This is a genomic window from Carboxylicivirga sediminis (assembly GCF_018156225.1).
GTDB lineage: Bacteria > Bacteroidota > Bacteroidia > Bacteroidales > Marinilabiliaceae > Carboxylicivirga > Carboxylicivirga sediminis.
On record NZ_JAGTAR010000003.1, the window covers coordinates 1 to 14,843 of the forward strand.

Below are 14,843 nucleotides of genomic sequence, written 5' to 3' on the forward strand. Positions count from 1 at the left end.
TAGCTAGCACAAAACCTAAAAGCAAACTCTTTTCGAATTATTAAACTGATAATTACCTTGCTATACCACACGAAAGGATTCGTGCGGTAGCGAGGCAATCTCTCAGTTGCTCTTTCAATCAGTCCTCCAGCAAATCTGGTCGAATCTGCTTAGTACGCTCATAGGCCTGCTGTTCGCGCCATTCATCAATCATGGCCTGGTTGCCGCTTAGCAGCACATCAGGCACTTTCCAGCCATTGTAATCGGCCGGGCGGGTGTATACCGGTGGCGATAACAGCCCATCCTGAAAGCTGTCGGTTAAAGCTGATGTTTCGTCCGACATCACGCCGGGTATCAGGCGAATAATGGCATCGCTCACCACGGCCGCAGCCAGTTCACCTCCGGTTAATACATAATCGCCAATGGATATCTCCATGGTCACATAATGGTCGCGGATACGTTGATCAACACCCTTATAGTGGCCACACAGTATCATGATATTACCACATAACGACAAGGTGTTGGCGATGCGTTGCTCAAACCGTTGCCCATCGGGTGTCATGTAAATCACCTGGTCATAATCGCGCTCAGCCTTCAGCTTATCTATCAGGTCGGCAATAGGCTGAATGGTCATCACCATGCCCGCGCCACCACCAAAGGCATAGTCATCCACTTTTTTATGCTTATCAAGCGTGTAGTCCCTGATATCATGAAAATGCATCTCCACCAAACCCTTATCAACAGCCCGCTTCATAATCGACTGTGTTAATGGCCCTTCAAACATTTCCGGAAAAAGTGTCAATATATCTATGCGCATACCTGTTTCAATTTTTGGCCAAAGATAATTAAAAGCGTTTAGCTGATAGCTATTGGCTTTTAGCTTTCTTTTTGCAGCAAATAATTTGCCCATTGCCCGATTTACAATATATTCGTAAAATAAATTGACTTAAAGGACCATACCTTAGTCTAGATTAAAGAACTCAAAAGCTTATGGAAGCACAAGACCTAAACAAACCGACCAACGATGGTGCAGGTTTGAATTCAGACAATCAAGCTGAAAATACGCCTGCCAGCAACACACCCGAAAATGAGGTGCCTACTCCAACCGAAAGCAGCACGCCTGAAGCAGCTGCAACAGACGAACCTGCTACCGAAACTCCTCAGGAAGAGGCTATCAAACTGGAGCCGGTTGACCATATAATGCTGACCAAAGAAGAGTTAGTAAAGCGACTAAAATCTGTCCTTAAGGATTTCCCGGTTGAAAAGATTAAAGAAGAAGTAGAAGCTATCAAATCGGCCTTTTATAAGAAGCATGCCGCCGAAGTTGAAGATTTGAAGCGTAAGTTTATCGAATCGGGTGAACAGGAAGAGAACTTTGAGGCCCCGGCGGATACCTTTGAAGTGGAACTGAAGGCTTACCTGAAAGAGTTTAAGGAACGTAAAGCTGAATTCAATAAGCGTCTTGAAGAGGAAAAAGCGACCAACCTGCAAGCCAAACTCGATGTTATTGAAGGCATTAAAGAGTTAATCAATGGCCAGGAGTCGTTGAACGAAACATTCCAGCATTTCAGGGAATTACAGGAGAAGTGGCGCAACATCGGGACTATTCCGCAAAACCGCGTTCATGATTTGTGGGAGACCTATAACCACACCATCGAGAACTTCTACAGCTATATAAAAATAAACAAAGAATTGCGCGACCTTGACCTAAAAAAGAACAGGGAAGCCAAAATAGAGCTTTGCGAAAAGGCGGAGAAGCTGCTGCTTGAACCGACCATTGTTAAAGCCTTTAAAACATTGCAGAAATACCATGAGCAGTGGCGCGAAATAGGCCCTGTGCCGCGCGAAGAAAAAGAGGAAATATGGGCACGCTTTAAAGAAGCCACCTCTAAAATCAACAAGCGCCACCAGGAATACTTCGAAGGGCTGAAAGACCAGCTGCAGAAGAACCTGGATGCCAAAACAGAGCTTTGCGAAAAAGCCGAGGCCTTATCGGCACTTGAGCTGCATTCGCCTAAAGATTGGGAAGCCAAAAGCAAGGAGCTGATTGAGCTGCAAACCATCTGGAAAACCATTGGTTTCGCGCCTAAAAAAGATAACAACCGCATTTATGAGCGTTTCAGAACAGCTTGCGATAGTTTCTTCAATAATAAGCGTCAGTTCTTTAAATCATATAAATCGGAGCAAACCGAAAACCTTCAGCTGAAAACAGAGCTGTGTATACAGGCTGAAAACATGAAGGACAGCACCGATTGGAAGCGCACCACCGATGAGTTTGTACGTATCCAGAAGAAATGGAAAGAAATTGGTCCGGTACCTCGCAAGCAATCCGATGCCATTTGGAAACGCTTCCGTACTGCCTGTGATGCCTTCTTCGATCACAAAAAGAAATTTTTCAGCAAAAAGGATGAGTCGCAGGAAGAAAACCTGAAACTAAAAGAAGCCCTTATTGAAGAAGTGAAGGTCTTTGAACCAAGTGATAATGCCGAAGATAATTTCCAGAAACTGCAGGACTACCAGCATCGCTGGAATGAGATTGGTCATGTGCCTATCAAAGATAAGGACAGGGTGAATCAGGAGTTCCGCAACCACATTAATAAGTATTTCGATAATCTTAACCTGAATGAATTTGAGAAAAACGTTGAGAAGTTCAGAAATAAGATAGAGAACTATAAAACGGAACATGCCGATGACCGCTTAACCCAGGAGCGTAATAAGATCATCAACAAGCTGAAGCAGCTCGAAAATGATATTACCGTGTGGGAAAACAACATTGGCTTCTTTGCCAAGTCTAAAAAGTCAGATGCTTTGGTGCGCGACTTCCAGCACAAAATTGAAACAGGGCGACGCAACATCAAACTGCTGAATAAAAAGCTGGACATGCTCGAAGACATGGATTAAGTATTTCAAAATTATCATATTAAAAGGCCGTCGTTATGTCGGCCTTTTTTATTCTCAGCATGGCAATGGCACTATTAAGAATGATACTATCTTTGTTGGTTCGATAAAACAATAGTAAGGTCCGAATTAACACATCGTCCTAAAGCAATGGAGCAATTTATTACCGTCATATCCGAGAAACGTAATATTGGTTTTACCCTTATCCCCTTTTATGCCACACTTAATGAGAGTGGTACACTCAAACTGATTGAGCAGGCCACCAAAGAACATATCCAAGACGAGCGATTTGACTTTACACCTGCTCAGAAAGAAGTGGTGAAACTGCTGGTCAGTATCAATGAGCAAAACCTGTTTAAGCGCTTCTCTAAACAAAAAAACCTCAAGCTCTTTTTTGAGAAACTGGAAGAGCAATTTACCCTTGAGCACATACGCCCGGTGATGGATGATAAAATAACGCAGGCACTGGAAATTATTTCTTTGTCGGACATACCGGTGTACTTTAAAGATCCGAATTATTCATCCATCTATTCATCGGACCGCATTAAGGTACGTGCCCTGCACGACCAACCATTGTTTGACTTTAACCTGGAACCAACGGGGCTCAAATACACGCTTAAAATCAAAACGGAGACGGGTGAAATGGGCCTTACCAACCGCGAGGTAGCTGAAATAACCACATCACCATGTACCTTTTTAATTAATAACCAGCTGTTTCGTTTCCAGAATATCGACAGCAAAAAGTTCAAACCCTTTTTAAAAGTCAATCACCTGATTATACAGCCACGCAGCGTAGATGCCTATATGTCATCATTTGTGGAAAATTGTGTGCGTGACTTTCCTGTGCAGGCCAATGGCTTTTTCATCAATAATAAAGATGCCAGGCTGGTACCCCTGTTAATACTGGAGCACGACCTCTCACAGCAGCCCGTTTTCACCCTTAAATTCAAGTACGACGATCGTGAATACCTGGCCGGGACCCGTTCAAGGGTATTTGTTAATCATCGCAAGATGAAAGGGCACCATATATTCGACCGCTTTAATCGTAAAACTGAGGAAGAGCAGCAAATTATTGAAACCCTCATCGGCTTAGGATTGAAAGGCGTCAGCGAATCGCAATACCGACCAATCAACCAACAGCAACCAAGCACCGAAATGCACCAGGTTGTTGAGTGGCTCAATGCTAATGCCCATACCCTGGCAGCCAAAGGCATTAAAGTGGTGCAACAAGGCTTTGAACAGAACTACTATACCGGCGGCGTAAAGCTCACCATGCAATACACTGAAGACAATGATTGGTTTGATATTAAAGCGGTCATTCTGATAGATGAATTTAAAATACCGTTTCAACAGATCAGGCAGCACATCATACGTGGCAGACGCGAATTTATCTTACCTGATAAGGCTGTATTTATCATTCCGGATGAATGGTTTACCAAATACACTGATTTGATGCACTTTGTTAAAGCCGATGGCGAACAGCTTAAGCTGGATAAGATGCATTATAACCTGCTGGATCAGGAATTACTAGGCGAAGTATCGCCTCAGTGGCAGCAGCGGATGGAGCAATTAAAGCAACGTACCATTAATTATGATACACCTGACGGTTTGCAGGCTACACTCCGCTCCTATCAGCTCGATGGTTTTAAATGGATGAAACTACTTAACAGCAACCGATTTGGTGGCATATTGGCCGACGATATGGGATTGGGTAAAACCATACAAACCATTGCCTTGCTCCTCAACCAGTATGAAACCAAGGCAGTAAACGATAGCTACAATAATGCTCAGGGACAGCTAAACATGTTTGATGGAGTGCAGGGCTTTAACAACAGTGCTGTACCTGCCAGCCTCATTGTTATGCCTACCTCCTTGGTCCACAACTGGGCCAATGAGCTAATTAAGTTTGCACCAAACCTGAAAATTTATCTGTACACAGGTAATAATCGCACTAAATCGAAGGAAATAGGTAAAATATTGAAACACTACCATGTGGTGCTCACCAGCTACGGCATTGCCCGCAACGATATTGAGTACCTGAAGCATTACCAGTTTCATTATGCCATTCTGGACGAAAGCCAAAATATCAAGAACCCGGGTTCTAAGATATATCAGGCTGTTAGTGATATCCAGTCGACCTACAAACTGGTACTCACCGGCACACCCATTGAAAATGCGCTGGTGGACCTGTGGGCACAAATGAATTTTGTGAATAAAGGCCTGCTGGGCAACCTGAATTTTTTTAAAAACCATTATGCCGGCCCCATTGAAAAAAAGCAGGATGAAGCCAAGGAACAAAAGCTGCGTGAGCTAATCAATCCATTCATCCTGAGGCGTACCAAAGAAATGGTGGCCAAAGAACTGCCACCTGTAAGCGAGCAAACACTGGTGTGCGATATGACTGAAGAGCAGCAGAAGTTTTACGAGCGAGAGAAATCAGGTATCCGCAATGAGCTGATGAAAGCCATAGAACAAACAGGCGTGAATAAGAATGCCATATTGGCACTGCAGGCCCTGACTCGCTTACGCCAGATTGCCAACCACCCTGCACTGGTGGATACTTCTTACAAAGGCTCATCGGGTAAATACGAGCAGATATTTGAAAAACTTAACAATGCCATTAGTGAGCACCATAAGGTATTAATCTTCTCATCCTTTGTTAAGGACCTGGAGCTGATAGAGAAAGACCTAATAGCCAGCAAAACAAAATATGCCAAACTAACAGGTGCCACCGGCGACCGCCAAAAGGTGATTAAAAGCTTTACAGATGATGAGGATTGCAGGGTGTTTCTGATATCGCTTAAAGCCGGTGGTGTTGGACTTAACCTGATAGAAGCCGATTATGTATTTGTACTCAACCCCTGGTGGAATCCGGCAGCCGAAGCTCAAGCCATCAACCGGGCACACCGCATTGGACAAACTAAAAATGTATTTGTGTACAAATTTATTGCTGCCGATACCATTGAGGAAAAAATAGCCAAATTGCAGGAACGCAAATCTGCCCTGGCCGACACCTTTATTACAACTAATAATCCGCTAAAAGATTTATCAGAAAACGAGCTGCGTGAATTATTTGCATAGTTTTTGTTGTGAAAGTGAACATTTGCAACGTCTCTTCGTAAGGAAAAGCGGGGCTGGAGATAAGAAAGTGAAAACAATCAATAATAAAGAAACATCGAATGAAACTAACTAGCACAATCATACTGCTTTTGGCAGTTTTAACAGGATTACAAGCACAGGAACCCGATCACACGCAGATACGCAAAGTGGGATCTTTTGACAAGGTAAAAGCTTCCAAAGGTATTAATGTGACTCTAATTGAGGGTGATAAGGAAGAAGTGGATGTACACATTAAAAATGCAGAAGTCAGTGATGTTATCACCACCGTTAAAAACCGTCAGCTTGTGGTGAAGATGAAAACCAAGATTTATAAAGATATGGCCGTGCAGGTGTATGTAACCTATAAACGTTTGCGAGAGATAGAAGCCGGTTCGGGCGCCAGTATCGATGCTGAAAACATTATTTATGCCGAAAGCCTGAAACTACGTGGCGGTACCGAGTCAAACATCATACTGGATGTGGATGTTAACAACCTGGATGTAAACGGCTCTACTTCTAAAATTGAGCTAGCAGGTAAGGCTAAATACCAGGAAATCAATATTGGTGCAGGTGGCAAATACCTGGGCTTCAACGTTGAAAGTGATGAAACCTATGCCAAATCAACCTTAGGCAGTATTGTGGAAGTAACAGCCAACAAAAAACTAGGTGCAACAGCTGGTTCGGGCGGTGTTGTTTACTACCGTGGTGAACCCGATAAGATTGAGAAGAACGAAAATACAGGTGGTAAAGTTAAAAAGGACAGCGGTTCTTAATTGCTACACCTGTTAAGAACATAAAAAAACCCGGCCTCACAAAGCCGGGTTTTTAGTTATCTTTTTTTACGGAGCTTTTTCTTCTTTTTTTCAACGGCATAACCAAATTTCCCAATCTTCTTCCCCACCTCAAAATAATGACCGTGCGAATAGCAGATAGGCTTCGCCTTTTGCAGGCTGAAAGCACCGGTTTTCTCATCAATGTACTGCTCATCGGCTTTTACATTTACCACCTCAGCCATAAACATATCATGTGTGCCCAGCTCTTTCACCTCTGTCACTTTACATTCAATATTAATGGGCGATTCCTCAATGATAGGGGCATTCACTACCGATGCTTTACCCGGTGTTAAATGCATCTCTTCAAACTTATTGTATTGCCTGCCCGAACGCACCCCACACCAATCGGTTGCATAGGCCAAATCTTTTGTTGTCAGATTAATGACAAACTCACCTGTTTCCTTAAGGGTTTTGTAGGAGTGTCGGCCTTTACGCACCGAAATATAACACATAGGCGGATCGGAGCAAATGGTACCCGTCCAGGCAATGGTTATAATATTGTAGTTTTCAGGTGAATTACCAACCGACACCATCACGGCTGGCAAAGGATATATCATATTGCCGGGTTTCCAATCTTGTTTTGCCATGTTCTGAATTTTTCAACAAAGATACACCTCCGGCAGAAAAAGCCCGATGGATTGAAAAAAATATTGAAACAAACGTAAGTGTATCAGTCCTGCATATTGTCAAATAGGCAAGAAATACCTTAACGCTGAATAATGAAGAAAATTAAATTACTGGCCGTACTTTGCTGCGTCTTAACATCTGCCATTGCACAAAATGAAGAAATAAGCATCACCTACTCACCCGCTTCCCTATACCGCTTCGAAAAATGGGTGGATGGCCGTTCTGATGGGCAGGCTAAATATTTTGTACTGGGTGCCTTTAACCTGGAGTATAGCCGTTACCTGAACAAATGGCTCAAGCTGGGCATTAATATCATGTATGATAAAACTGTCAGTGAAGGCGTACAAGCCTATTACTATACGCCTTATCCGAATATAAACTCACCATACCGCTCTTCCAAAAGTGCTTTTGTGGTGGCACCACAGTTGGATTTTGAATACCTGCGCCATCCTAAGTTTAAGCTATACAGCGGGCTGAATATTGGCTATGCCAAAGAACGTATCAGAAATGAAGGCGGATTAAACAGTTCTGCAGATATTGATGGCCTTACAGTTCATCTTAACCTACTGGGCTTCAGATGGGGCCAGAAACAGGGCTTCACCGGTAATATTGGCATCGGTTATAAAGGCCTTATTAACCTGGGGTATTTTATCCGGTTTTAACAAAAAACAGCTAATAACCTGAATTCGATGTGAAATTTTGAGCTCAGAACGCTTACAAATAGTGAGTTTCAAGTGTATATTGACGAAAGAATAGCGGGCTATTTTGAGTCGATTACACGAAGAAAATTGCTGTTTGTAAGCGGGATTGCCAAGCTTTGAATAAATAACTGATTTACTGTTTCAAATTTTATCGCAATAGTTCACTATTCCTCTAAATTTATTCATTGTAAATCAGCTCTTTATTCTAATCTGAGTTTTAAAATTTAAATCGAACTCAGGTTAATAGCCTCCAACCGATAGCTATTAGCTGTAATTTTTTATCGCTTTCTTCCGAAAATATAGGACACCAGCAACAATGCCAGGGCAATAAATGCGCCCATCTCTTCTCCGTCATTTACGCTTATGTGAGCTGCTGCTGCCAATACAAAATCGAAGAAGAAGCCTGCATAGGCCCACTCTTTCAATAACCTTGATGCATTGGTTAATATGGCTACCAAACCAAGAATTTTGGCGATGGCCAATGGGTAAATAATGTAGGTTGGATAACCCAGCGTAATAAAGGCCTCAGTAATTACCTCGTGATTAAAAATATACATACCTGCCGACATGAGCATCATAACGGTAAGTAAACCAGTGGCGATCCAATAAATAATTTTGTCTCTTTTGTTCATTGCAAAAAAGTTTCATGTTTAATGAAACAAACAAAGGATAAAGGCAAATGTTTGGCACAATAAAAACTCCCGCATCGATCGATACGGGAGTTTCTTATTTAAGTTAGATGCTTGTGCACCCTGATCCGTCATTACAACACTTCGAGGTGAGCCTCGTTAGTGATTTTCTCACAGTATTGACATTTTAAAGCCAAAGGCGACTTCTCAACCAATGAGAACCTGGTTGTCATGTTCTCATTATTGGTTATACACTTAGGATTAAAACACTTGGCTATGCCCACAATCTGCTCCGGTATCTCCACCACCTTTTTCTCCACCACCTGGTAATCCTCAATAATATTTAGCTTCGCAAAAGGAGCTACCAAAGCAATCTTATTGATGTCTTCATCGGCAAAGTACTTTTTAGCTACTTTAATAATGGCTTTATGCCCCTGCTGCTTACTCTTCAGGTTGGTACCAAAGGTGATTTGATCCGTTATCTTATCCAATCCAAGAATAGAGATGACTTTAAACAAATGAGTAGCTGGTATATGGTCTATTACCGTACCGTTTTTTATTGCTCTTACGCTTAATTCTTTTTTTGTCATGATTCAATGTCTTTTAATCTGCTGTTACTTCAATCCTAAAATAGATGCCATAATGGCCATACGTGCATATACCCCGTTTTCGGCCTGCTCAAAATAGTAGGCTTTAGGGTTGGCGTCCACATCGGTGTGAATTTCGTTTACACGTGGCAGTGGGTGCAAAATTCTCAGGTTGTCTTTGGTATTATCCAGCATTGAATTGCGCAACACATACACATTCTTCACCTTCTCATATTCGATAGGATCTGAGAAACGCTCACGCTGTACGCGTGTCATGTAAAGAATATCGGCTTCTTCAATAATATCTGTAAACTCAAGGTGTTCGTAGTATTTAATGCCTTTCTTATCGAGAAACAACTTGTATTCGTCTGGCATTTTAAGTGAGTCGGGCGAAATAAAGTTGAAAGTTGGATTAAACTGTGACATCGCCATTAGCAATGAATGTACAGTTCGTCCGTACTTTAAGTCCCCAACCAAAAAGATATTCAGATTATCCAATGTACCCTGTGTTTTATAAATAGAGTACATATCAAGTAAAGTTTGTGTTGGGTGCTGATTAGCTCCATCGCCAGCATTGATAACCGGCACATCTGACACTTCAGAAGCATAGCGGGCTGAGCCTTCCAATGGGTGACGCATTACAATCAAATCGCTGTAGTTGCTCACCATCTTAATCGTATCATTCAACGACTCGCCTTTTGATGTTGACGACGATGATGAATCGGTAAATCCGATGATACGGCCTCCCAGGCGCTGAATAGCTGTTTCGAAGCTTAGGCGTGTACGGGTCGATGGTTCAAAAAACAGGCTTGAAACCACTTTGTCGTCCATTAACTTCTGATTTGGGTTAGCTTCAAATTCGGCAGCCAACTCAACAATGCGCAGGATTTCTTCCTTCGAGAAATCGGTGATGGAAACTAAACTTTTATTCTTCATTTGCATAACTGTTTACTGCGGACGCGGGTCCGCATTATTTGGTTCGGATTACAATTATTACTTAAGCAAAGGGTAAAGCTTGCTTGAGAAAAGAGCACAAAAAAAAGACCTGAAATAAAAATCAGGTCTTCTTTAAAATATCTAAAAATAATAAGTTGATCAGCATTGAGATGATTGAATGATCGAAGGGAAAAACGGCGTGTCAAACCATCTTTTTCCGGATGATTTACTGACTTTCGTCGTCGTAAATATTGGTCAATCTGTTGTCTCATTCCGGAGTTCAAAGATAGGTAATTTTCATATTACAAAACAACCCTTCCTTAAAACAAATTTAACATTACTTTTTTCAACCTACACCCAACTAACTGTCTTTCAATGCCAAAAACATGATTATTTTTTCAGCTTTTCTTTAAAGAGCTTTTTAAACTTTTCCATTTTAGGATTAATCACCACGTTGCAATAAGGCTGACGCGGATTGTTGGCAAAGTAATCCTGATGATAATCTTCAGCTTCATAGAATTGATCAAATGGGCTTACTTCTGTCACTATTGGATCATTAAAAATCTTTTCCTTCTCCAGCTCTTGTATTACTAATTCAGTAATGCGCTTTTGCTCCTGGTTGTGATAAAACACCACCGAACGATACTGTGTACCCACATCAGCCCCTTGCCGGTTAAGAGTAGTAGGATTATGAGTTGCAAAAAACACCTCCAATAAATCCTCAAAACCAATAAGATTAGGATGATAAGTAATTTGAACCACCTCGGCATGGCCTGTTAAGCCCGTGCATACTTCCTTATAAGTGGGATTAGGTGCTTTACCACCGCTATAACCCGATACAACCTTTTCAACGCCTTCAAGAGCGGTAAAAAACGCTTCGGTACACCAGAAACAGCCACCACCAAAGGTAGCAACTGCTTTTTCTTGTCCTGTACTATTCATGCTTATCAATAGAGTTAATGTTATTATCGCAATCTGTTTCATAAGTCGATTGTTTTAACCCGCAATATGTATTAGAAAATCTATTACGCATTTAAACTGCTTTAAAACAAAACACTTCGTTGCTTTACCTCAACTCACCAGAACGATGCTATGCCTCGTTTCAGTAAAGCTTTGTTTTATTGCATTTTCAACGCTCATAACGTATTTCTAATTCATAATCCGGGTTTAAGCATAACAGGTGATGGATATGAATGTTTAGGTATGAAGCATCTATTATGAAAGAAAATAATTACTAAAAAAGCCCGAAAGGTGTTATTCCTTTCGGGCTTTGTAATATTGTTTTACAGGTCCTTACACATCGCAAGAGTCGCCCATGCAGTTGGGCTTTATTTCAGGTGCTTTAATAATTTTTAAGCGTATGGCCAGGTGATAAAGCTGACAACCCACACAGATGCCAAAAGCTGACTCTAAATAGAGCAATAATAGGCACAAGAGGCACAGCATACAAACTGGTCCAAAATATGTTACGTCGTTTAATAGTTGCAATGACAGAATAAAAATGGTGAGTGATAATCCCAGGCCTAAACTCCAGGCAAATCGCTTTTGCACTGCTCCTATCCATAGTGGACTCTGGTTATAGGTTATCATCCTTGACACCAAGGCCGTAGGCGAATACTTAGGGTTGATAAACACCCCGATAAAAAAGTTAATAAACAAAAAGCCTGCAATGTAAGGCACCACTTCGTATTTGTTGAAAATAAAGCCATTGATGGATGCTATGGCGCCCAGCAATAACATGATGCCGGCGCTTCCCCGCCAAACGCGTTCATCAACCACTTTATAGCCTAAATCGTCTTTGTATTCCCCGAAACTAAATATTGCCATAATGATTTGTGTATGTTGTTAATTAGACCATTGGATTATAGACAAAAGATGGATTAGCATTTTGTCAACATCCAATAATCTGCATTTACTGTTTGTAACAATTTTGTCAAAAATAAGGAGATTGTAAGTAGCATTGTGTTAACGCGATGTAAAATTTATCACTGAATTGGTCAGGCTAAGCAATAGAATCTTATTTAGGTATACTGCCAAATTAATAAAATGACACTTTTATTATCCACTTAGCCAGGGATTTCGCCTTTTAAAAATAGATTGATTAAATTTCTTCTTTTATCCGCAAAACAACGTTCAACGAAGTCAATTTCGCGAATTACACCAATCTTAAATTCCGTATAGCGAAATAATTGGTGTTAATTGGTGCAATTAGTGGTTTAATATTTCTAATGGTGTTTAAAAGCAATTTCCCTGTCCACTGAGCAATTGCCATTCACTTTTGCGATTATTTTTCATTACAGACCAATTAAAAATGTAAAAAAACGTGGAAATGCCTATATGATATGCAATCCCGCTGGGATTGTTATTAATAAGGTAGGCTTATTATTTCTATAAATATTCAACTTCTCCGAAGTTGTTTTATTATCTCCAGCGGAGATAGATATTTGTAGATAAATGCAATGTTAATAACCAATCAACCTCAGCGAGGTTGAATATAAATTTAATCGGATATTAATGGATATTTTTAATAACTTGCTGTGTTATAATTAGATTAAGCAACTCAAAAATTGTTAGTTATGGAAGGAATTATTGTTACAATTTTGGTCGGTGCAGTAGCTGGCTGGTTAGGTAGTATTATTTACAAAGGCAGCGGATTGGGCATCCTTGGCAACATTATCGTTGGTATTATAGGGGGCTTTATTGGCTATAAGTTACTTGGTGCTATAGGCATTAGTTTAGGCTCCGGAATTGTTGGGGCAATATTAACCGGAGCAATAGGTGCCATTGTAATTCTTTTTATAATTAACCTGATTGTTAAGAAGAAATAAGACTATCACATTTTAATAATTAAAAAAGGCAGAGGCTTGTAATAGTAATTACTGGCCTCTTGTTTTATAATCTAATGGATTGGCAACCAATTAGCCTGATATCAACATGACATCTTTTAGCTCAGGTCAATAAGTGATTTCAACTGTCCATTAATGGTTTGAAGCAATTGGTCAATGCCAATTTCGATAATATGGCCTTTTTTGCCTCCACTCACTATTACTTTTCCCAGGGGTAGCGAGCTTTCTTCCAGGTAGGTCGGATACAGCTTTTTCATGCCCAAAGGCGAGCATCCACCTTTGATATAACCAGTATATTTCAGCAGATCTTTATGGGGTAACATCTCTATTTTCTTTTCGCCACATGCCTGAGCCGCCTTCTTTAGGTCCAGTTCTTTGTTAATAGGAATAATGAAGACAAACAGTTGATTTTTGCTGCTCTTAGCCACCAGTGTTTTATGTACCAATCCTGTATCGCGTCCATTCATACGGGCCACTAATGTCCCATCGGTATTTGCCTCATCTACTTTATAGTGAAACGATTCATGCGGCACTTTTTTAGCATCAAGCAGGCGCATGGCGTTGGTCTTTATTTGTTTTCCCATATACATCAGTTTGCTGTGCAAAATAAAGGCATTTAAATTAAATTACCTGCTTAAAAAGAAGAACAGCCTCCACTCATAGTAAAATATACAGTTCTCCTGAACGGCATTTTTCTTACTTTAGCACAATTATTGCTAAGGACTATCACCTGTGATTTTGTTACCGCATTTCTTTAAACAGAAATACACCATCACACGCATCTTTAATACATAAAAATAAGACGATATATGAACCAGTTAAAGTCACTGACAGGATATTTACTACTTGCCCTATTATTTGTTCAGCCATTAAAGGCACAAGAGACAGAATCGCCAAAAGATTTGGATTACCTGAAAAGCTTGATTGACATCACCGAAAATCAAAGCGCATCGGGCAGTATGAAGTTCGTCAAAGATTGCTATAAACAAATACGCTCCACGCTGCAGGTACTGGCCTCCAACCCTGGTTTTAATATGATGGAATTAGATGCTCTGGCGTTTTTTAATATGGTTAAATCGGATGACGAGGTGGTGGTTTTACTGGAATGGCGCCAACATATTGAAGGTAGCCTTAATACACCCGATGAAATGTGCCATATTTTGATTTATCGCCCCGTTAACGGTACCAGCCAGCATACCGAATGGAGTGCACTAAAAAATACCCATGTTAAATCGATACAAAAAGGCAGCTCAGATACGCACTACCTCTTTAATTATTCCAATAGCGGTGATTTATTGGTAACCGATAACTGGTCGGTGGGCAGTTGGGACACCGGCAAACTCATACAACTTAGCTCCTGCTCCATGAAATACCGCAAACACAGCGATGAACATGATGCTTCAATAGCCTGGGACAGCACTTCTGAAACTCTGAACTTTTTGATTCATAACGACCCTGATGAAGTGGGATTAGATCTAAAGATTAATGGCAAATCGGTGTTCTCTAAAATGAAATTATCGGGATTTGATACCACGTCTGAAATGACTTTGTTTACCTCTAAGCAAAGCACAGCCGCCAGTCCAATAGTGAAATATTCAGGCAAAGTACGCTTGGGTAATGATGATAAGTTTAAGCTCGTGAGTATTACTATTAATGAGCTGAGCAGCGATGCTGATACAGTGGAGTTATAAGTATTAAATTAGGCATT

14 protein-coding genes are annotated in these 14,843 nt (G+C 40.9%); 6 read left to right on the forward strand and 8 right to left on the reverse strand.

Annotation, left to right across the window (positions count from 1 at the left end; translation table 11 throughout):
- Positions 1-118 precede the first annotated feature (118 nt).
- Positions 119-889, reverse strand: a complete 771-nt coding sequence (gene trmD / locus KDU71_RS02950) for a tRNA (guanosine(37)-N1)-methyltransferase TrmD (protein ID WP_317195156.1) — start codon at positions 887-889, stop codon at positions 119-121.
- 80 nt (positions 890-969) lie between these two features.
- Here trmD and KDU71_RS02955 point away from each other — a divergent pair, with 80 nt between their 5' ends.
- The 3 genes from KDU71_RS02955 to KDU71_RS02965 all read left to right on the forward strand — a co-directional run bounded on the left by KDU71_RS02955 (position 970) and on the right by KDU71_RS02965 (position 6,749).
- Entirely contained in the window at positions 970-2,880 is a 1,911-nt protein-coding gene (locus tag KDU71_RS02955) for a DUF349 domain-containing protein (RefSeq protein WP_212188412.1), read from the forward strand.
- Between the two features lie 147 nt (positions 2,881-3,027).
- Positions 3,028-5,958: a DEAD/DEAH box helicase gene (locus KDU71_RS02960; RefSeq protein ID WP_212188413.1), complete on the forward strand. Its 2,931-nt coding sequence runs from the start codon at positions 3,028-3,030 to the stop codon at positions 5,956-5,958.
- A gap of 98 nt (positions 5,959-6,056) precedes the next feature.
- Positions 6,057-6,749, forward strand: a complete 693-nt coding sequence (locus tag KDU71_RS02965) for a head GIN domain-containing protein (protein ID WP_212188414.1) — start codon at positions 6,057-6,059, stop codon at positions 6,747-6,749.
- 56 nt (positions 6,750-6,805) lie between these two features.
- Here KDU71_RS02965 and KDU71_RS02970 read toward each other — a convergent pair whose 3' ends face one another.
- Positions 6,806-7,396 (reverse strand): flavin reductase family protein, encoded by a 591-nt coding sequence (locus KDU71_RS02970; protein WP_212188415.1) that lies wholly within the window; start codon positions 7,394-7,396, stop codon positions 6,806-6,808.
- A gap of 132 nt (positions 7,397-7,528) precedes the next feature.
- Here KDU71_RS02970 and KDU71_RS02975 point away from each other — a divergent pair, with 132 nt between their 5' ends.
- Positions 7,529-8,098, forward strand: a complete 570-nt coding sequence (locus tag KDU71_RS02975; RefSeq protein WP_212188416.1) for a hypothetical protein — start codon at positions 7,529-7,531, stop codon at positions 8,096-8,098.
- Positions 8,099-8,415: 317 nt separating this feature from the next.
- On the opposite strand, the gene KDU71_RS02980 is transcribed toward KDU71_RS02975, so the two are convergent.
- The 5 genes from KDU71_RS02980 to KDU71_RS03000 form a co-directional block, all read right to left on the reverse strand.
- Entirely contained in the window at positions 8,416-8,769 is a 354-nt protein-coding gene (locus tag KDU71_RS02980) for a DoxX family protein (protein WP_212188417.1), read from the reverse strand.
- A 131-nt stretch (positions 8,770-8,900) separates the two neighbouring features.
- Positions 8,901-9,356 carry an aspartate carbamoyltransferase regulatory subunit gene (gene pyrI / locus KDU71_RS02985; RefSeq protein WP_244828114.1) on the reverse strand — a complete coding sequence of 152 codons (456 nt, stop codon included), beginning with the start codon at positions 9,354-9,356 and terminating at the stop codon, positions 8,901-8,903.
- Positions 9,357-9,380: 24 nt separating this feature from the next.
- Positions 9,381-10,289 carry an aspartate carbamoyltransferase gene (gene pyrB / locus KDU71_RS02990; RefSeq protein WP_212188418.1) on the reverse strand — a complete coding sequence of 303 codons (909 nt, stop codon included), beginning with the start codon at positions 10,287-10,289 and terminating at the stop codon, positions 9,381-9,383.
- A gap of 390 nt (positions 10,290-10,679) precedes the next feature.
- The gene (gene msrA / locus KDU71_RS02995) at positions 10,680-11,273 is read right to left on the reverse strand and encodes a peptide-methionine (S)-S-oxide reductase MsrA (RefSeq protein WP_212188419.1); all 594 of its coding nucleotides are present in this window, start codon (positions 11,271-11,273) and stop codon (positions 10,680-10,682) included.
- A 309-nt stretch (positions 11,274-11,582) separates the two neighbouring features.
- A complete protein-coding gene (locus KDU71_RS03000; RefSeq protein ID WP_212188420.1) occupies positions 11,583-12,116 on the reverse strand; it encodes a DUF4395 domain-containing protein in 534 nt (177 codons plus the stop codon).
- Positions 12,117-12,865: 749 nt separating this feature from the next.
- Here KDU71_RS03000 and KDU71_RS03005 point away from each other — a divergent pair.
- A complete protein-coding gene (locus tag KDU71_RS03005; RefSeq protein ID WP_212188421.1) occupies positions 12,866-13,117 on the forward strand; it encodes a GlsB/YeaQ/YmgE family stress response membrane protein in 252 nt (83 codons plus the stop codon).
- A 116-nt stretch (positions 13,118-13,233) separates the two neighbouring features.
- Here the strand turns inward: KDU71_RS03005 and ybaK are convergent, their stop codons facing one another.
- A complete protein-coding gene (ybaK, locus tag KDU71_RS03010; RefSeq protein WP_212188422.1) occupies positions 13,234-13,719 on the reverse strand; it encodes a Cys-tRNA(Pro) deacylase in 486 nt (161 codons plus the stop codon).
- A gap of 225 nt (positions 13,720-13,944) precedes the next feature.
- On the opposite strand from ybaK, the gene KDU71_RS03015 reads away from it, so the two are divergent.
- A complete protein-coding gene (locus tag KDU71_RS03015) occupies positions 13,945-14,826 on the forward strand; it encodes a hypothetical protein (protein ID WP_212188423.1) in 882 nt (293 codons plus the stop codon).
- The last annotated feature ends 17 nt before the right edge of the window (positions 14,827-14,843 follow it).

Coding starts and splice junctions, on each gene's coding strand:
- trmD (WP_317195156.1), bottom strand. CDS start 889: ATGGGCAAATTATTTGCTGCAAAAAGAAAGCTAAAAGCCAATAGCTAT.
- KDU71_RS02955 (WP_212188412.1), top strand. CDS start 970: ATGGAAGCACAAGACCTAAACAAACCGACCAACGATGGTGCAGGTTTG.
- KDU71_RS02960 (WP_212188413.1), top strand. CDS start 3,028: ATGGAGCAATTTATTACCGTCATATCCGAGAAACGTAATATTGGTTTT.
- KDU71_RS02965 (WP_212188414.1), top strand. CDS start 6,057: ATGAAACTAACTAGCACAATCATACTGCTTTTGGCAGTTTTAACAGGA.
- KDU71_RS02970 (WP_212188415.1), bottom strand. CDS start 7,396: ATGGCAAAACAAGATTGGAAACCCGGCAATATGATATATCCTTTGCCA.
- KDU71_RS02975 (WP_212188416.1), top strand. CDS start 7,529: ATGAAGAAAATTAAATTACTGGCCGTACTTTGCTGCGTCTTAACATCT.
- KDU71_RS02980 (WP_212188417.1), bottom strand. CDS start 8,769: ATGAACAAAAGAGACAAAATTATTTATTGGATCGCCACTGGTTTACTT.
- pyrI (WP_244828114.1), bottom strand. CDS start 9,356: ATGACAAAAAAAGAATTAAGCGTAAGAGCAATAAAAAACGGTACGGTA.
- pyrB (WP_212188418.1), bottom strand. CDS start 10,289: ATGAAGAATAAAAGTTTAGTTTCCATCACCGATTTCTCGAAGGAAGAA.
- msrA (WP_212188419.1), bottom strand. CDS start 11,273: ATGAAACAGATTGCGATAATAACATTAACTCTATTGATAAGCATGAAT.
- KDU71_RS03000 (WP_212188420.1), bottom strand. CDS start 12,116: ATGGCAATATTTAGTTTCGGGGAATACAAAGACGATTTAGGCTATAAA.
- KDU71_RS03005 (WP_212188421.1), top strand. CDS start 12,866: ATGGAAGGAATTATTGTTACAATTTTGGTCGGTGCAGTAGCTGGCTGG.
- ybaK (WP_212188422.1), bottom strand. CDS start 13,719: ATGGGAAAACAAATAAAGACCAACGCCATGCGCCTGCTTGATGCTAAA.
- KDU71_RS03015 (WP_212188423.1), top strand. CDS start 13,945: ATGAACCAGTTAAAGTCACTGACAGGATATTTACTACTTGCCCTATTA.